This window comes from Micrococcus sp. GbtcB5 (assembly GCF_019091605.1).
Taxonomy (GTDB): Bacteria; Actinomycetota; Actinomycetes; order Actinomycetales; family Micrococcaceae; genus Micrococcus; species Micrococcus luteus.
Genome location: NZ_JAGXJK010000023.1, coordinates 1 through 16,331 on the forward strand (window position 1 = coordinate 1; position 16,331 = coordinate 16,331).

At 74.4% G+C, this 16,331-nt stretch carries 13 protein-coding genes and 3 tRNA genes; 6 read left to right on the plus strand and 10 right to left on the minus strand.

Annotated elements, in window-relative coordinates; translation table 11 throughout:
• Positions 1-169: 169 nt before the first annotated feature.
• Positions 170-261: transfer RNA gene (locus KVS67_RS09115), tRNA-Ser, on the minus strand.
• 195 nt (positions 262-456) lie between these two features.
• Positions 457-1,335, minus strand: a complete 879-nt coding sequence (locus KVS67_RS09120) for a PRC and DUF2382 domain-containing protein (RefSeq protein ID WP_101967260.1) — start codon at positions 1,333-1,335, stop codon at positions 457-459.
• A gap of 291 nt (positions 1,336-1,626) precedes the next feature.
• Here KVS67_RS09120 and KVS67_RS09125 point away from each other — a divergent pair, with 291 nt between their 5' ends.
• A complete protein-coding gene (locus KVS67_RS09125; RefSeq protein ID WP_101967261.1) occupies positions 1,627-3,582 on the plus strand; it encodes an FAD/NAD(P)-binding domain-containing protein in 1,956 nt (651 codons plus the stop codon).
• An 83-nt stretch (positions 3,583-3,665) separates the two neighbouring features.
• Here KVS67_RS09125 and KVS67_RS09130 read toward each other — a convergent pair whose 3' ends face one another.
• The 3 genes from KVS67_RS09130 to KVS67_RS09140 all read right to left on the minus strand — a co-directional run bounded on the left by KVS67_RS09130 (position 3,666) and on the right by KVS67_RS09140 (position 8,938).
• Positions 3,666-6,416: an ExeM/NucH family extracellular endonuclease gene (locus KVS67_RS09130; protein WP_170748208.1), complete on the minus strand. Its 2,751-nt coding sequence runs from the start codon at positions 6,414-6,416 to the stop codon at positions 3,666-3,668.
• Positions 6,417-6,443: 27 nt separating this feature from the next.
• Positions 6,444-8,708, minus strand: coding sequence for a bifunctional UDP-sugar hydrolase/5'-nucleotidase (locus tag KVS67_RS09135; RefSeq protein ID WP_217565274.1), 2,265 nt, complete (start codon positions 8,706-8,708; stop codon positions 6,444-6,446).
• Positions 8,709-8,850: 142 nt separating this feature from the next.
• A tRNA-Ser gene (locus KVS67_RS09140) sits at positions 8,851-8,938 on the minus strand.
• Positions 8,939-9,081: 143 nt separating this feature from the next.
• Between KVS67_RS09140 and KVS67_RS09145 the strand changes: the two genes are divergently transcribed.
• Positions 9,082-10,143 (plus strand): NAD(P)H-quinone oxidoreductase, encoded by a 1,062-nt coding sequence (locus tag KVS67_RS09145; protein ID WP_148408588.1) that lies wholly within the window; start codon positions 9,082-9,084, stop codon positions 10,141-10,143.
• Positions 10,140-10,589 (plus strand): hypothetical protein, encoded by a 450-nt coding sequence (locus KVS67_RS09150; RefSeq protein ID WP_002858061.1) that lies wholly within the window; start codon positions 10,140-10,142, stop codon positions 10,587-10,589. The genes KVS67_RS09145 and KVS67_RS09150 overlap by 4 nt, the downstream gene beginning before the upstream one ends.
• A gap of 74 nt (positions 10,590-10,663) precedes the next feature.
• On the opposite strand, the gene KVS67_RS09155 is transcribed toward KVS67_RS09150, so the two are convergent.
• Positions 10,664-10,737, minus strand: a tRNA-Thr gene (locus tag KVS67_RS09155).
• Between the two features lie 182 nt (positions 10,738-10,919).
• Here KVS67_RS09155 and KVS67_RS09160 point away from each other — a divergent pair.
• The gene (locus KVS67_RS09160) at positions 10,920-11,654 is read left to right on the plus strand and encodes an HAD family hydrolase (RefSeq protein ID WP_217565275.1); all 735 of its coding nucleotides are present in this window, start codon (positions 10,920-10,922) and stop codon (positions 11,652-11,654) included.
• A gap of 29 nt (positions 11,655-11,683) precedes the next feature.
• Here the strand turns inward: KVS67_RS09160 and KVS67_RS09165 are convergent, their stop codons facing one another.
• Positions 11,684-12,874 carry a DNA polymerase III subunit delta' gene (locus KVS67_RS09165; protein WP_036384674.1) on the minus strand — a complete coding sequence of 397 codons (1,191 nt, stop codon included), beginning with the start codon at positions 12,872-12,874 and terminating at the stop codon, positions 11,684-11,686.
• Positions 12,871-13,530 (minus strand): dTMP kinase, encoded by a 660-nt coding sequence (tmk, locus tag KVS67_RS09170; RefSeq protein WP_002858064.1) that lies wholly within the window; start codon positions 13,528-13,530, stop codon positions 12,871-12,873. The genes KVS67_RS09165 and tmk overlap by 4 nt, the downstream gene beginning before the upstream one ends.
• Positions 13,531-13,611: 81 nt before the next feature.
• Here tmk and KVS67_RS09175 point away from each other — a divergent pair, with 81 nt between their 5' ends.
• Entirely contained in the window at positions 13,612-13,908 is a 297-nt protein-coding gene (locus KVS67_RS09175) for a DUF2516 family protein (RefSeq protein WP_036384680.1), read from the plus strand.
• A gap of 25 nt (positions 13,909-13,933) precedes the next feature.
• Here KVS67_RS09175 and KVS67_RS09180 read toward each other — a convergent pair whose 3' ends face one another.
• Positions 13,934-14,776, minus strand: coding sequence for a hypothetical protein (locus KVS67_RS09180; protein ID WP_002858066.1), 843 nt, complete (start codon positions 14,774-14,776; stop codon positions 13,934-13,936).
• Positions 14,777-14,825: 49 nt separating this feature from the next.
• Between KVS67_RS09180 and KVS67_RS09185 the strand changes: the two genes are divergently transcribed.
• Positions 14,826-15,584 (plus strand): phosphoglyceromutase, encoded by a 759-nt coding sequence (locus tag KVS67_RS09185; protein ID WP_217565276.1) that lies wholly within the window; start codon positions 14,826-14,828, stop codon positions 15,582-15,584.
• Positions 15,585-15,645: 61 nt separating this feature from the next.
• Here the strand turns inward: KVS67_RS09185 and phoU are convergent, their stop codons facing one another.
• Complete coding sequence (gene phoU / locus KVS67_RS09190) at positions 15,646-16,314, minus strand: phosphate signaling complex protein PhoU (RefSeq protein ID WP_063189352.1); 669 nt, start codon at positions 16,312-16,314, stop codon at positions 15,646-15,648.
• Positions 16,315-16,331: the final 17 nt, after the last annotated feature.

Here is a 16,331-nt window from a genome sequence, read left to right on the forward strand (position 1 = left end):
ACTACCATCGGCCTCATACCTCCTGCGGGGACGCCCCTCCGGCCTCGTTGGCCCCGGCCCGAGTCAACAACGTCATGCCCTCTTACAACTAGTCACCAGCCGGTCGGTATGTCAGGTCCCCGCGTACAGACGCGAAGAGGGCCGGAATCGCGTGGATTCCGGCCCTCTCTGGCGGAGACGGGGGGATTTGAACCCCCGGCCCGACTTTCGCCGAGCCCTTCATTAGCAGTGAAGTCCATTCGGCCGCTCTGGCACGTCTCCTCCGTCCGGCGCGCCTCGCACGGGGCGACGCGCGGTCAGACCGGTCCAGCTTAGCGCGCCAGGCCAGGGCAGGGCAAAGGAGCGCCGTGCTCACGGTCGGACCACCATCGCGCACGAGCGGGCCCCGGATCGATCGATCCGGGGCCCCGCGTGATCTGTCAGCCGTCCGGCCTGAGGCCGACGCGTCCGTTCAGATCAGATGCGATCCTTGCGGTCGTTGCGGCCGTCGAGGTCGCGATCGGTGGCGTCGCCGTCGACCTTGACGTCCTCGTGGCGGACCTCCTCGGTCACCGTCTCGGTGTCCTGCACCTGGCGCTTGCCCAGAGAGACCTTCTCGGCGTCCACGGTCTTGTTGACGACCGGGGTCTCCTCGTAGGTGGTCACCTCGACGTCGCCGTCGCGGCCGGCGGTGCGGGCCTCGGCGGAGTTCGGGTCGACGGACTCGCGCTCCACCACGACCTCCTCGCGGGTGACGGGCACCTCGACGGTCTCGGTGGTGGTGTAGGCCTGCTTGCGCAGACGGACGCGGCCGGAGGCGCGGCGCTCGGTGCCGACGTTCAGGTGCTCGTCCTTGACGACGACGGAGTCGGCGTCGGTCACGTCGCGGCGATCGCGGTCGGTCACGTCGCGGCGGTCGCCGTCCACGACGGCCTCGTCGCGGCGGTCGGCCACGCCGGCCACACCCGCGGTGCCGGCCACGCCAGCGGCGCCGGCGTCGGTGCGCACGTCGTCACGACGCACGTCGCCGTCGTGATCCGCGGCGGAGTACTCCATGGAGTAGTACTCGTAGATGCGCTGCTCCTCCTCGGGGGTCAGCGAGCCGTCCGCGTCCACGTTCGGGGCGTCCTTCACGAAGGACTTCTCGAAGGGCACCGTGATGCCGTCGGCGGTGATCTGGGCCTGCTGCAGCGGGACGAAGGTCTCGCGGGCGCCGAACAGGCCGGTCTTCACCGTGATGAAGGTGGGCTCGTTGGTGACGTCGTCGAGGTAAACCTGACCGACAGAGCCGATCTTGTCGCCGTCGGTGGCGAAGACGGTGGAGTTCTGCAGCTGGTCGAGAGCGTTGCGGTCCATGAGGAATTCTCCTTCTGAATTGGTGTTTTGTTGCCTTACGCTCATTCACAATTCCCCATGGGCCCGAGTGGCGTCAACCATCGGCCCCCCAGATTCCAAATTCCAAGACTTCTCCCAGAATCTCGGTGTGATCCGCGTGATTCCGCGGATTCTTCGTCCGGGCCCGCTCCGGACCCTGGGGGATCGGTGGGAGTGTGGCGCATGCGGTCCGCGACCCTTGACGGCCACCGATAATGTGTGGAATACGCGCGCCGCAGGCGTGAAAACGATCCCGAGGAGAGTGGAGGCCCCATGTCCGAGCCCCTGGTGGCCGATCGCCGCCTCGCAGTGGTGGGAGCCGGCCCCCGCGGCGTCATGCTGCTGGAGCGGATCCTCGCCCGACTCGAGGGCGCGGCCCCGGACGCGCACCCCCGGCGGCTGCGCATCGACGTCGTGGACCCCTATCCCCCCGGGCCGGGGCGGGTGTGGCGCACGGACCAGTCCGAGCTGTACCTCATGAACACCCCCGCGTTCTTCCCGACCGCGTGCGCCGCCGACAACCCCGGTCTGCGCCCCTCCACCGCCGCCCAGACCTTCGACCAGTGGCGACGCGTGCACCCGGAGGCCAGCCTCGGCGTGCGCCGCCACCAGTACCCGGCCCGTGCGGTCTACGGGCGCTACCTCCGGCATCTGTACAAGGACGTCGTCGCCGGGCTGCGCGCCCGTCCCGAAGTCGCCGAGGTCATCGAGCACCGCGCGGAGGCCACCGCCCTGCACCCCCGGCCCGACGGCGGCGCCCGCCTGGAGCTGCGGGACGCCGACGGCTCGGTCTCCGTGCTCGACGCGGACGCCGTCGTGCTCTGCCTGGGCCATCAGCCTGCGGAGCTCAGCCCCGGCCAGATGCGGATGGCCGCCGCCGCGCGGGGCCGGGACGAGCTGCACTACCAGGGCCCGCAGATCCCCTCGGACGTGGACTGGGAGACCGTGGAGGCTGGGGCGGACGTCCTCGTGCGGGGCATGGGCCTGAACGCGTTCGACCTGCTGGCCCAGCTCACCCAGGGCCGGGGCGGGGTGTACCGCCGCACCGGCGACGGACCCGGCCGGGCCCTGCGGTACGAGCCGACGGGGGACGAGCCGCGCCTGCACCTGATGTCCCGCCGCGGCATCCCGTACCTGCCCAAGGCCGAGGTGGACGCCTTCGTGCCCCGCGGCGTCACCCTCAGCTACCTCTCCGACGCCGCCGTGGACGCCCTCACCGCCCGGCACGGGGCCCTGGACCTCGCCGAGCACCTCTGGCCGCTGCTGCACCGCGACGTGGTCCGGCACTACTACGCCACGCTCGTCCGGGCCCAGCCCGAGATCCTTGGCGGGCCCGTCGAGGCGCGCCGGTTCCTCGGGGAGCTCGTCGGCCAGCTCGAGGAGGCCGGCCGCGGCGCCCCCGTGACCTCCGCGCACGCCGAGGAGCTCCTCCAGCGGTACGCCCCCGGGCGCCGCTTCCTCGACATCCTGGCCTATGGGTCCCCGTTCGAGGACGCCGTGTTCGCCTCCCATGAGGACTATCAGCGGGCCGTCGCGGACCTCATGGAGCAGGCCTGCGTGGAGGCCGCCCTCGGGGAGGAGTCCCCGTTCATGATGGCCGTCGGCGCGCTCCATGCCGGCCGACTGCGGATCAAGGCGTGGATCGCCGAGGGCCGGATCGCCGAGGCCTCCCGCATCCGGGACGTCCAGGGCTGGTTCGAGCCGCTGGTCGAGGGCCTCGCCTCCGGCCCGCCCCTGTGGCGCGTCGAGCAGATGCTCGCGGTGCACCGGGCCGGCCTGCTCACCTGGGCCGGCCCCGCGCCCGTGGTCGAGGCCGAGGACCACGGCTTCACGGCCCGCAGCCCCCAGGTAGGAGCGCAGGACTCGCTGGAGCCCGCCGTCGTCGAGGGGGCCTGGCTGGTGGAGGCCATGATGCCGCCCAACCGCGTGCAGGCCGCCGCCTCCCCGCTGGTCCGTCAGATGCTGGCGGACGGTGTCGCCGCGGCCGGGACGTGGGAGGACGAGGAGGGTGTGCGCGTGCCCGCCACCGGCTTCGACGTCACGGCCCGCCCGTACCGGCTGCGGGCCGCGGACGGCACGGTCCACGCGCACGTGTTCGTGCTGGGCCTGCAGCTCTCGGGCGTGCAGTGGGGCACCGCGATCGCGGCCGAGGCCGGGGCCGATCCGGCCGGACGTGCCCTCTTCCTCGCCGACGCCGACGCCGCCGCGGCGGCCGTGCTCGCCGGCTGAACCCCACGACGACGGCGGGGCCGCCCGGGTGGATCCCGGACGGCCCCGCCGTCGTCATGCCGGGTGCGGCGCCCCGCGCCCCGTCAGGGACGGACCGGCCCGCGGCCCTTGCCCGGGTGGTCACCGCCGTGGCCCTTGCCCGGGTGGTCGCCGCCGTGGCCCGGGGTCGCGCCGATGCAGCGCAGCCACTCGCGCACGGAGTTCGCGGGCTTGCCGGGCACGCCGCGCGGATCGGTCACACCGTCGCAGGTCTCACCCGGGGTGGGTTCCGGCTCCGGCTCCGGGGTCGGCTCGGTCACGGGCGCGTCGAGCTGGAGGCCCACCAGGATCGGGTTGTGGTCCGAGGACCGCCACTGGTCCGCGGAGTACAGGTCCTCGGCCACGTAGTTGTGGCGCGAGTACTCCAGGGCCACGGATTCGTTCGCGTTGATCATCCAGATGTCCTGGCCGGTGATCGCCGCGGCCGCGGACGGCGAGGCGTAGATCCCGTCCAGGCTGCCGACGGCGCCGCCGAACGCGTAGGAGTACTCGCCCGTGAGCGCACCCTGGGAGACGTACCCGGCCGCCTCGAGCACGCGGATCGGGTCCTCCTTCTCGTAGGCGTTGAAGTCGCCCATGAGCAGGACGCGGTCGGTGCCGGTCTCGGCCTTCATGCGCTCGGCGAAGGCCACGAGGGCCTCGGCCTGGCCCACGCGGTCCGCGTTGTACGCGCCCTGGCCATCGCCGGAGTCCACGTTGTCCCCGGTCGCACCGGAGCCGCCCTTGGACTTGAAGTGGTTGGTGATCGCCACGAACTCGGTGCCGGCCGCCCCCTCGGCCGTGCCGTCGGCGGCGCGGAACAGCTGCGCCATCGGCTCGCGGGCGTTGTCGAAGTTCGTCTGGTCGTCCAGGATCACCGACTCGCCCAGCGGGGTGACCTCGGCCGGCTGGTAGATGAACGCGGAGCGGATGACGTCCTCGTCCGCGAGCGCGGGACGGGCGGACGGGGAGGCCACGTAGGCCCAGCGCTGCTCGCCCGCCTGCGCGTTGAGGGCCTCCACGAGGTGGGCCAGCGCGTGGTCCCGGTCGAGGCCGAACTTCTCGGAGTTCTCGATCTCCTCGAGCGCGACCACCGAGGTGCCGAGGCCGTTGATCGCGGCCGCGATCTTCTCCTGCTGGCGGGCGAACGCCTCGGGGGTGTAGGCGCCGCGCGGCAGGCAGCCGTTCGTGGTGACGGGGGTGCCGGCGCGGTCGCGGTAGGCGCCGCAGCCGGCCACGTCCTGGCCCAGGGTCGTGAAGTAGTTGAGCACGTTGAAGCTGCCGACGGTGACGTTGCCGCCGACCGCCTCGGGGGCGGCCTCGGCCGGGCGGGTGTCCTCGATCGTCACGGGCTGGACGGCGGCCGCCGTGGCATCGGTGAGGTGGCCCAGCGGCTGGAAGGACCACGCGTCGAAGCGCCAGTCGAGGATGACTCCGGTGCTGAACTCCAGGCCCGCGCCCACGCGCACCGGCTGGTCCGCGTCCAGGTACGGCAGCGGGTTCTGGTTGCCCGGCGAGCGCATGAAGTTCGTGGAGGCCCCGTCGTCGAGCACGATCAGCTGCTGCGCGTTGGCGGCCGCGACGGCCTGCGCCTCGGCGCCGGGCCGGGCCACCGACGTCGGATTGTCCAGCGGCTTCGTGCCGGGGACGACGCCGAGGGAGCCGTACTGGTTGAGGGAGTAGTTGTCCGTGACCGTCCAGTCGCCCTGCGGGGCGAGGACCATGCCCTCGAGCGCCTCACGGTCGGCCTCCTCCAGCGGGAACTCCACCGGCGTGGGGGCCACGGCGCCGGGCTCGGCGACCGGCAGCACGCCGTCGGCGGCGACCTTGATCTGCGTGAGGCCGTAGTGCTCGGCCGCTTCGCCCGTGACCTGGACGTGGTCGCCGAGCGTCACGGAGCCGACCGTGTCCGGCGAGTACACGAACACGCCGTCGGAGGCGCCCGGGGTGGCGTCGGGGGTGTCGCCGCCGGTGCCGGCGGTCTGGATGTAGTAGCCGTCGTAGCCGCCCGTGGAGTACACGGCGGTGACGACGCCGGTGGTGGTCACCTGGCGCCCGGCGTACGGGGTGGCCGTGCCGGTGCCCTGGAGCTGGGCGATGGTGATCCGCTCGGACGGGGTCGGCTGCGGCTCGGGCTCCGGGGTCGGCTCGCCGCCGGTGGCGGCGGCGTTGGTCGGGGTGACCTGGCCGGTGACGGTGAAGTCGGCGCTGTTGTCGTCCGTGTCCACGCCGTTCGTGCGGGTGAGGGACTTCGGGTCCGAGTTGGCCGAGGGGGCGCCGGCAGCCGCTGTTTCGAAGGTGTTCGTGGCTCCGTAGCCGAGCACGTCCGCGACGCCCGGCACCTGGCCGGTCACCACGGAGCCGACCGGCAGGTCCGTCACGGTGCCCGCCTGGCGCGCGAGCACGATCGTGCCCTTGGTGCCCGCGGGGTTGAACGCCCCGCCGGCCACGAGGTCCGCCTGCGGCAGGGCCGCGCCCGCGGTGCCGTTGGAGCCGCCGGAGACCAGGAAGTGGCCCTTCGCGGGCACCGTGCCGGACAGCGCGACCGTGCCCTGGGTCGCGGCCGTGCCGGCGGCGGAGCGGTACTGCAAGGACCAGCCGTCGAGGTTGATCGGCTGGTCGGTGGGGTTGTAGAGCTCCACGAACTTGTGGGTGTACACGGCGTTCGCGGAGCCGCCGTTGGTGTATGCCTCGTTGATGACGAGGGAGTCGCCGGCCGGGCTGGCCTGGGAGGGCAGGGCCACGGCGGGGGCGAGCAGGGCCAGGGCGGCGGTGGTCACCGCGGTGCGCGCGGCGAAGCGGGGCAGGGGGGTCATGTCGTCCTCGGTCTCGTTCTCGATGGGTCAGCGCGGCAGGCCCGCGGCGGTCAGCCAGGCCTGGGCGGAGAAGACGGGGTGCGTGGCGGCGCCGCGCTGCACGCCGCGGCCCTTGCCCGGGTGGTCCTCGCCCTTCACGCGGCCCTTGCCCGGGTGGTCGGCGCCCTTGTCATGGCCCTTGCCATGACCCTTGCCCGGGTGGGTCGGGGCGGGCTGCTCCGGCTCGGTGGGGGACGGGGCCGCGGTGACCTCGAGGGCATGGCGCACCACGGTCGTGCTGCCGTCGGCGTAGCGCACGGTCATCACGAGCTCGCCCGTGCCCGCCGCGGCGGGGGCGGTGATCCCGGAGAGCGTGACGGTCTCGGAGCCCGCGGGGACGGCCACGGTGCCCAGGGCGGTCTCGGTGCCGTCGGCCGTGCGGAAGGCGACGTCGACCGCGGTCGCCGCGGGGGCGCCGTCGGAGTCCACCACGAGGTCCCCGAGGGTCAGGCCGACGGCCTGCCCGGCCTCGACCGAGGCGGGGGCGTCGGTGACCGGCACGCCGTTCTTGCCGAAGTCCGGGGCGACGGCGCCGTGGGCCGCGTCCTGGGCGCGGGCGTAGTCCGTGATCGCCTGGGAGTCCAACAGGCCCATGTTCACGAAGTCCTGGCGGCCGGTCGCGAAGGCGGTGTAGCCGTCGGGGGCCTTGGTCGGGTCCCCGAGCGTCGTCCAGGTGTCGTCGGCCAGGAACGACTGGCTGGCCACCGTGTACATGCGGTCCGCCTGGAGCGGCTCGCCGTCGATCCACACGCCGGTCACCTTGTCCCCCTGCGGGCGGGACTCGTCGTAGGTCCAGGTCAGCTCCTCGGACCAGCCGAGGGTGAACTTGCGCACGTCGTTCCGCCAGTTCTCCTCGAGGGCCAGCTTGATGGAGGAGCCCGGGATGTCGAAGTAGGTGATGGTGTTGCCGAACGGCGCCATGTCGAGCAGCTCGCCCAGGGTGAGGCGACCGACGAGGTCGGCCGGCTTGGCCGGGAACGCGCCGCCGTCGGTGAAGCGGTCCGTCAGCAGCTCGGAGCGCAGGCCGCCGGGGTTGGTCACGCCGAGGTCCACCTCGGGGTTCGCCTGCTCGGCGGCGTGCTTGACGGCGTCGCCCACCCAGGTGCCCAGGGTGGTCTCGGCGGCGCGCGTGCCGCCGGCCTTCCAGGAGCCGCCGGCGTCGATGAGCTTCTGGTAGTCGGTGGTGATGGAGGCGGACAGGTCGGCCACGACCTCGCCCTGCAGGTCCTCGAAGACCGCGACGGCCTCCTGCTCGATCGCGTACACCTGGGCGGTGACGGGGGATTCCGCGGCGGCCTCGGCGGGGGCCTGCGTGGACCGGGCCAGCAGGCGCGGGGTGAGCCCGGTGACCTCGCCGTCGGCGCCCACGGTCAGCTCGACGGCGGCCAGGTGGCTGCCGGAGGCGCCCGCCTGGATCACGGGGCGGTGGGCGCCGCCGGCCGTGGTGTCGTACTGGTAGAGCTGGTGGGTGTGGGCGTTGAAGATGAGGTCCACGGCGGAGGAGGTCTCGCCGACGATGCGGTCGAACTCGGCCCGGGCCGCCCGCTCGGCGGCCAGCTCGCCCGCGCCGGCGGCGCCGTCGTGGTACGAGGCCACGATCACGTCGGCGGCGTCCTGGGCCTCCAGCTCGTCCGCGACCGCGTTCACGGCGGCGACCTCGTCGAGGACCTCGTTGCCCTTCAGGCCCGCGCCGGTGGTGGTCGCGTACAGCTCGTTGGGGGAGGCGCCGATGACCGCGACGCGCACGCCGTCGACGTCGAAGACGGCGTGCGAGGTGAGGACGGGCTCCTTGCTCGTCGGGTCCACCAGGTTGGCGGAGAGCACCGGGAACTGGGCCCGGGGCTCCACGCGGCCCTGCAGGTCGTCCAGGCCCTTGTCGAACTCGTGGTTGCCGGCGGTCAGCGAGGCCAGGCCGAGCGCGTTCATCACGTCGATCGTCGGGTTGTCCTGCTGCACGTTGGACACGGACTTCGAGCCGCCGATCAGGTCGCCGGCGCTGGTCAGCAGCGTGGAGCCGGCGCCGTGCTCGGCCTCGAACGCGGTGCGGTAGTCCTCCACGGTGTCCGCGAACTGCGTGCCGATGTAGTCCGCGGACAGCGCGCCGTGGAAGTCGTTGAAGGACAGGATCGAGATGGTGGTCTCGTCCGCGGCGGCCGTCTCGACGGCGAGGGCGGGCGCCGCGCTCGCGGGCGCGAGGACGAGGACGGTGCAGGCGGCCGTGGTGACGGCACGGCGGCGGCACAGGCTGGGCATGGCTCTCCCCGGGATGCGTGATGACAGAGGTGCGCCGCCGGTGGACGGCGGGGTGACGCGCGGAGTCCATCACATCCAGGTGGCCTCCAGGTGAACGAGAGGCGGCGGGCCGTCCGGCCCGCCGCCTCTCGTCGTGTGCACGCGGATGGTGAGGGATTCGAACCCTCGGCACGGGGTCACCGCGCACCGGTTTTCAAGACCGGCTCCTTCGGCCGCTCGGACAACCATCCCGGGCCTGACCGCGACGGCGTGGGCCGCCGCGTCGAGGACCCACTCTAGCCCGTGGCCCGGCGGGCGACCGGTGGCGAGTCCGGCCCCCGCGCGCGAGGATGGACCCTCGACCCTCGACCCCCGACCAGAGGAGGAGACCCCCATGGACGTCCCCGCACAGATGCGCGCCGTGCGATTCACCGGCGCCGGCGACAACGGCGTCGTCCGCGTGGGCCACGAGCCCGTGCCGGACCCCGGCCCGGGCGAGGTGCTGGTGCACGTGGCCACCGCGGGTCTCAACCGCGCGGACATCGCGCAGCGCGAGGGCCGCTATCCGCCGCCGCGCGGCGCCTCCGAGATCCCCGGACTCGAGGTCTCCGGCACCGTGGCGGCGCTGGGACCCGAGGCCGGGATGCCGGGTGAGGGGCGGTTCGCCGTCGGTGACCGGGTGTGCGCGCTCCTGGCCGGCGGCGGCTTCGCCGAGTACGTCGCCGTGCCGACGGGCCAGCTCATGGCCGTCCCCGACGGCGTCGGCCTCGTCGAGGCGGCGGCCCTGCCGGAGGTCGCCTGCACGGTGCACTCGGCGCTCGTGGGCCGTGCGGGCGTGCAGGCCGGGGACCGGGTGCTCGTGCACGGCGCCACCGGCGGCATCGGCTCCTTCGCCGTCCAGTTCCTCGCCGCGCTCGGTGCACGGGTGCTGGGCACCGCCGGCGGCCCGGAGAAGGTGGCGCTCGGTCGGCGGCTGGGCGCCGAGCACATGTTCGACCACCGCGCCGCCGAGTCCGGTGCCTTCGCCCCGTGGGTCAAGGAGGTCACGGACGGCCACGGCGCGGACGTCATCCTCGACGTCGTCGGCGCCCCGTACCTGGCGCCCAACGTGTCCGCGCTCGCCCCCGAGGGACGCATCGTGACGCTCGCGGTCCAGGGCGGCGCCGTCCCGGAGGACTTCAACATCATGAAGCTGGTGGTCAAGCGCGGCTGGCTCACGGGGGCGACGCTCCGCTCCCGCTCGGTCGTGGACAAGGCCGGGATCGTGGCCGCGGCCGAACGTGCCGTGTGGCCCCTGGTAGCGGCGGGCCGCATCGACGCGAGCGTCGGGGCGTGCTTCCCGCTCGCCGAGGCCGCCGAGGCGTTCGACTGGTTCGACTCCGCCACCCGCACGGGCAAGGTCGTGCTCGTCACCGACCCCGCCGACGCGCGCCGGCCGTCCGGCGACCGCGCATGAGGGGGCCCTTCGCACGCTTCCGTCAGGAGCGTGCCGACGACCGCGAGCTCGGCACGGGGCTGTGGCGCCGTGCCCACGACCGACTCGGCCGGGCCCTGGACCGCTACTGGCAGGTGCTGGAGGGCCAGCGGGGCACGGACGTGCTGAGCCCCGAGGAGCGCAACGGCGTGGTCCACGCCGGCAACGTCCTCACGGAACGGCTCCCCGCGGTCCGCGCCCTGTGCGTCCGCCTGCACCGGGACCACGAGGGCGACGGCGAGCACATCCCGGCCGAGGCCGCCGACGTCCACCGTGAGCTCTCCCGCGCCGCGCACGAGCTGGCCGCCACCGCCCAGGCCCTCGCCCTGTACCGGCTCGGTCAGGGTTCGGCGGAGTCGGTCGGCCGGCACGCCGAACGCACCCTCGGCCACCTGGACCGGGCGGAGGAGCTGGGAGCCGGGCTCTGACGGCGGCGCGCCCCGGAGGGCCGGCCCGGAGACGAGAGGACCCCGCCGCGTGATCACGCGGCGGGGTCCGGGGGAGCCCCCTGCCGGATTCGAACCGGCGACCTGCTCTTTACGAGGGAGCTGCTCTGGCCAGCTGAGCTAAGGAGGCACGTGACCGTGAACGGCCACGGCTGACGAGCATACCGGTTTCGCGGCCCCGATTCCACCGCGCGGCCGGGTGCGCGGGCCACCGGGTGTGGCCCGCCCCTTCCGCGGGTGTTCACCCCCAGGCCATGCCGCGGCCAGACGAGGACGGTTCCCTGGTGGGCACACACCGTCGACGGGAGACGCATGAGCCTGCCCCACGCCCCTCGCACCCCGGCACCCCCCGCCGCGGCCTCGTCAGCCGCGCCCCTCCGCCTGGCCGTGGTGGACATGTCCGGCACGTCCATCGTGGAGCACGGGCTCCAGGACACGGCGTTCGCCCGCACGTTGGACCAGCACGGCGTCCCGGCGGGCACCCCGGAGCACGACGACGCCGCGCGGCGGTTCCGTGCGCTCCGGCCCACCTCGCGCACGGCCGTGTTCCCCCGCGTGTTCGCCGACCGGGCGGTGGCCGCGGCGGCGACCCGCACGTTCGAGGCGACCTTCGACGCGCTGCTGGCCGAGCACGGCGTCCAGGCCGTCCCGGGTGCGGAGGAGGCGCTCGTCCGCCTGCGCGCCCTCGGCCTGCACGTGTGCCTCTGCACCGGCTACGCCCGCCACACCCAGAACATGATCCTCGAGTCGCTGGGGTGGATGGGCCTGGCGGATCTCAGCCTCTCCCCGGACGACGCCGGCCGCGGCGTCCCCTACCCGGACATGATCCTCACCGCCCTGCTCGGTCTCGACCACGACGACGTCCGCAGCGTCCTCGTGGTCGGGGACACCGCGGAGGACATGACGGCCGGGCGCCGCGCGGGGGCCGGACTCGTGGTCGGCGTGCGCACGGGTCGCGACGCGGACGACGTCCTGCTGGCGGCGGGCGCGGACCGGGTGGTGCCGGGCCTGGCCGACGTGCCGGACCTGGTGGTCCGCACCCGCTGAGCCGGCGCCGGCCCGCCCCGCGCGGCCGCTCAGCGACGTCGCGGGGTGCGCACCCGGCGGGGCAGCAGCGCCAGCATCATGGCTTCGAGGGCCAGCTGCTCCGGCACGTTGGCGGCGATGCGCTCCCGGGCCGTGGTGACGGCGTCGATCCGGGCGAGCACCTCGGCCGAGTCGCCGGCGGTGCCGCGGGCGTACGCCTCGATCTCGTCCCGACGGTGCTCGTTGATGAGCTCGCCGTCGGCCCCCAGCTGCACGCGCAGCACGTCCCGGAACAGGCCCATGACGTCGATCATGGCCCGGTCCAGCGAGTCCCGGACGGCGCGGCGCCGCCGGCGGGTCTGGTCCTCCTCGAGCCGTTTGACGTGGTGGCGGAGCTTGGGCGGGACGGGCTCGCCGGGCTCGAGGCCCAGGGAGCGGCGCAGTGCCTCGAGCTCCTCGGCGTCCCGGGCTTCGGCGGCGGACTCGGCCTCGGCCTTGGACACCTCGGCCAACGTGGCGGCCAGGGCCATCGCGTCGGAGACGGCGGTGGCCTGGAGCGGCAGGGAGAGGATGCGCTCGCGGCGTTCGAGGGCCTCCGGGTCCCGCGCGAGGCGGCGGGCCATGCCCACGTGCGACTGGGAGATCCGGGCGGTGGTGAGCGCCGTCTCGCGGTCCAGCCCGTCGCGGCGGTGCAGCAGCTCCGCCACCTGCTCCACGGCGGGGATGCTCAGCGTGATCAGCCGGCAGCGGGAGCGGACGGTGGGGAGCACGTCCGCGGGGGACGGGGTGCACAGCATCCAGATCGTGCGGGCCGGCGGCTCCTCGATGGCCTTGAGGAGCACGTTCGTGGCGCGCTCCGTCATGCGGTCCGCGTCCTCCATGAGGAAGATCCGCCAGCGCCCGGTGGCGGGGGTGGACTGGCCGGCCTCCACGAGGGCGCGGACGTCCTCGATCCGATAGCTCACCGCCTCGGTGGCCAGCACGGTCACGTCCGGGTGGGTGCCGCCGAGGACGGTGCGGCACGCGTGGCACTCGCCGCAGCCGCGCGCCGCCGGGTCCGCGACCTCGCACTGCAGGGCCGCGGCGAACGCACGCGCCGCCGTCGACCGGCCGGAGCCGGGCGGGCCCGTGAACATCCAGGCGTGGGTGGGACGGTCCTCGGCCGCGGCGCGGCGCAGCTGGGCCACCGCGGCCTCCTGGCCCGCGAGGTCCGCGAACACGGCGGGGGCGGGGGCCGTCATCGGTCGGCCGCCTGGGCGGTGACGCGGGCCAGCGCGCGGGCGGTGAGCTCCTGCGGCGGCAGCGCGCCGTCGAGCACGAGGTACCGCTCGGGCGCGGCCGCCGCGCGCGCGAGGAAGGCGGCGCGCAGGGCCTCGTGCCGGTCCGCCGTCTCCCGCTCCATGCGGTCGGGGGTGCCCTCGCCCCCCGCCGCGCGCCGGTCACGCCGGTCCGCGGCGGTGGCCGCGTCCACGTCGATCAGCACCGTCAGATCGGGGACGAGGCCGTCCGTGGCCCACTCGTTCAGGGCGGCGATCCGCGCCTCGCCCAGCCCGCGCGCCGCGCCCTGGTAGGCCACGGACGAGTCCACATACCGGTCCGTGACGACGACGGCGCCCCGGGCCAGCGCGGGGCGCAGCGTGCGGACGGCGTGGGCGGACCGGGCCGCGGCGAACAGCAGCGCCTCGGTGCGGGGGTCCACGGGGGCGTGCCCGGGGTCCAGCAGCAGCTCTCGCAGCGTCTCGCCCAGGTCCGAGCCGCCGGGCTCGCGCGTGAGCACCACCTCGTGGCCCGCGGCGCGCAGGGCCTCGGTCAGGGCGCGGGCCTGGGTGGACTTGCCGGATCCGTCCGGTCCCTCGACGGCGACGAACAGGCCGCGATGCTCGGTCTGGGTGCTCACGCCTCGAGCCTAGACGCCGCCCCGGACGGGGAGGGAACCCGGCCGGGCCGACCGCCTAGACTGACCGGCATGAGCGCCCCCATGCACTTCGCCCTGCTCGTCGACCACTGGCTGTTCCGCGTCCTGGCGATCGCCGCGCTCGGGCTCGAGGTCTGGGCGCTGGTGGACGTCGTCCGGCGCCGCCCCGACGACTTCGCCCGCATCGGGGGCCGGGACAGGAGCTTCTGGCTGATCCTCACCGGCGTCGCCGCCGTCGTCGGGCTCCTCGGCGTGCTCGCCGGCGGCGGGATGGGCATGTTCGGCCTCGTGGCCGCGTGCGTGGCGTGCGTCTACCTCGCCGGCCCCCGCCAGGACATGGGCCCGGCCCTGCGCCGCTGAGGGTCCCGCGCCGTCGGCGCCGCCCTCATGACGACGGCGCCACCGCCGCCCAGCGCACGCTCAGCTCCCCGCGCCGCCACTGGTGCGGGCCGCCCAGCACGGGCCAGCCCGCCGCGCGGAGCGTGCCGACCGTCGCCAGCCACCGCTGCCGCGTCCCGTAGGCCGCGAGCGGGGCGTGCGCGGCCCACGCGGCGTCGGCCTCCGCCAGGAGCCGATGGACGGGCTCGCCGGGTACGTGCCGGTGGATGAGGACCTTCGGCAGGCGCGCCGCCACGTCCGAGGGGCGGGCGAAGGACCCCAGCCGGAGGGCCACGGTCAGGCTCGCGGGCCCGTCCCGACGCAGGTCCACCCAGGCCGCCCGCCGGCCGTCCTCGGAGCAGGTGCCCTCCACGAGGACGCCGTCGTCGGCGAGCCCCGCGCACAGCAGGGACCAGATCGCGGGCACGTCCTCCTCCCGGTACTGGCGCAGCACGTTGAACGCGCGCACCACGGTGGGCGGCCGCGGCACGGGCAGCTCGAAGCCGCCGACCGCCCAGGTGACCCCCGGCAGGCCGCCGGCCCGCTCCCGCGCCCGGGCCACCCGAGCGGGGTCGATCTCGAGGCCCACCAGCTCGAGGGCCGGGTTCTGCACGCGCAGCCGCTGGGCCATCTCGACGGCGGTCACCGGCTCCGCGCCGAAGCCCAGGTCCACGGCCAGCGGGCGGGGAGTGCGCCGCAGCAGGGGGCCGTGCACGTCCGTGAGCCAGCGGTCCACCCGGCGCATCCGCTGCGCCGCCGTCGTGCCGCGGGTGATGTGGCCCTGCGGTCCCCGGGCGGGGCCGGGGCCGGGCGTCGTGCGCGCGCGCAGCCGCCGGGCCTTCTCCACCATGGGCTCCAGCGTAGGGGAGCGGCGGGACGGGTCCGCCTAGGATGGTGACATGGCGAACACCACGTACACGCTGGTCCTGCTGCGGCACGGTCAGAGCGAATGGAACGAGAAGAACCTGTTCACCGGCTGGGTGGACGTCCCGCTGACCGAGAAGGGGCGCGCCGAGGCCGCCCGCGGCGGTGAGCTGCTGGAGGCGGAGGGCATCCGCCCGGACGTGGTCCACACGTCCCTGCTCAAGCGCGCCATCACCACGGCCAACCTGGCCCTCGAGGCCGCGGACCGCCAGTGGATCCCGGTCAAGCGCAGCTGGCGCCTGAACGAGCGCCACTACGGCGCCCTGCAGGGCAAGGACAAGGCCCAGGTGAAGGAGGAGTTCGGCGAGGAGCAGTTCATGGTCTGGCGCCGGTCCTTCGACACCCCGCCGCCCGCCCTGGACGACGACTCCGAGTTCTCCCAGATCGACGACGAGCGCTACGCGGACCTGGGCAAGGACGCCCCCCGCACCGAGGCCCTCAAGCAGGTCATCGACCGCCTGCTGCCCTACTGGGAGGAGCAGATCCTGCCCGACCTCAAGGCCGGCAAGACCGTGCTGATCGCCGCGCACGGCAACTCGCTGCGCGCCCTGGTCAAGCACCTGGACGGCATCTCGGACGAGGACATCGCGGGCCTGAACATCCCGACGGGCATCCCGCTGGTCTACGAGCTGGACCAGAACTTCAAGCCGATCACCGCGAACGGCCGCTACCTCGACCCGGAGGCCGCCGCCGCCGGCGCCGCCGCCGTGGCCGCCCAGGGCTCCGCGCACTGACGCGTCCGACGACGACGGGCCGGGACCCCGCCGGGGGCCCGGCCCGTGGCGTCGGGGACGGTCAGGAGCCGGTGGCGTCCGGGCGGTGGGTCGCCCACTCGCCCGTGACGAGGTAGCGCACCTTGGCGGCCACGGACAGGCCGTGGTCCGTGAACCGCTCGAGGTAGCGCGAGGCCAGCGTGACGTCCGTGGTGGTGGCCGGCGTCGCGCTCCAGTCCGGGGCGGCGATCGCGCGGAAGACGGACAGGTGCAGCGCGTTGACGTCCTCGTTGAGGGCGTCGATCCGGTCCCCGTGCGCCAGGTCCTGGGTCTCGAGCAGCAGGAGGACCTCCTCGGCCACCTCCACGGCGGCGTCGCACATCGCGGTGATCACGGTCCGGACCTGTTCCGGGATGACATGCTCGGGGTAGCGCAGCCGGGTCAGCTGGGCCACGTGGCGGGCGAGGTCGCCCATGCGCTCGAGCGAGGAGCTCATCCGCAGCGTGGCGACGACGGTGCGCAGGTCCGTGGCCACGGGCGCCTGCAGCGCCAGGATGCGCACGGCCTGCTCGTCGAGGGACTCCTGCAGCTGGTCGATCCGCGCGTCCTCCGAGATGACCCGTTCGGCGCCGTGCACGTCGGCCGCCTCGAGGGCGGCCTGCGCGTCCATCATGGCGCGGTGCACCAGGCGGGCGATCTCGGTCAGGTCGCGGCCCAGCCGTTCGAGGTCGGCTCGGTAGAGCTCGCGCATGGTCTCCTCTCCCCGGC

Bases quoted from the DNA above. Each gene is read 5' to 3' on its own strand.
- KVS67_RS09120 (WP_101967260.1), bottom strand. From the start codon at position 1,335: ATGGACCGCAACGCTCTCGACCAGCTGCAGAACTCCACCGTCTTCGCC.
- KVS67_RS09125 (WP_101967261.1), top strand. From the start codon at position 1,627: ATGTCCGAGCCCCTGGTGGCCGATCGCCGCCTCGCAGTGGTGGGAGCC.
- KVS67_RS09130 (WP_170748208.1), bottom strand. From the start codon at position 6,416: ATGACCCCCCTGCCCCGCTTCGCCGCGCGCACCGCGGTGACCACCGCC.
- KVS67_RS09135 (WP_217565274.1), bottom strand. From the start codon at position 8,708: ATGCCCAGCCTGTGCCGCCGCCGTGCCGTCACCACGGCCGCCTGCACC.
- KVS67_RS09145 (WP_148408588.1), top strand. From the start codon at position 9,082: ATGGACGTCCCCGCACAGATGCGCGCCGTGCGATTCACCGGCGCCGGC.
- KVS67_RS09150 (WP_002858061.1), top strand. From the start codon at position 10,140: ATGAGGGGGCCCTTCGCACGCTTCCGTCAGGAGCGTGCCGACGACCGC.
- KVS67_RS09160 (WP_217565275.1), top strand. From the start codon at position 10,920: ATGAGCCTGCCCCACGCCCCTCGCACCCCGGCACCCCCCGCCGCGGCC.
- KVS67_RS09165 (WP_036384674.1), bottom strand. From the start codon at position 12,874: ATGACGGCCCCCGCCCCCGCCGTGTTCGCGGACCTCGCGGGCCAGGAG.
- KVS67_RS09175 (WP_036384680.1), top strand. From the start codon at position 13,612: ATGCACTTCGCCCTGCTCGTCGACCACTGGCTGTTCCGCGTCCTGGCG.
- KVS67_RS09180 (WP_002858066.1), bottom strand. From the start codon at position 14,776: ATGGTGGAGAAGGCCCGGCGGCTGCGCGCGCGCACGACGCCCGGCCCC.
- KVS67_RS09185 (WP_217565276.1), top strand. From the start codon at position 14,826: ATGGCGAACACCACGTACACGCTGGTCCTGCTGCGGCACGGTCAGAGC.
- phoU (WP_063189352.1), bottom strand. From the start codon at position 16,314: ATGCGCGAGCTCTACCGAGCCGACCTCGAACGGCTGGGCCGCGACCTG.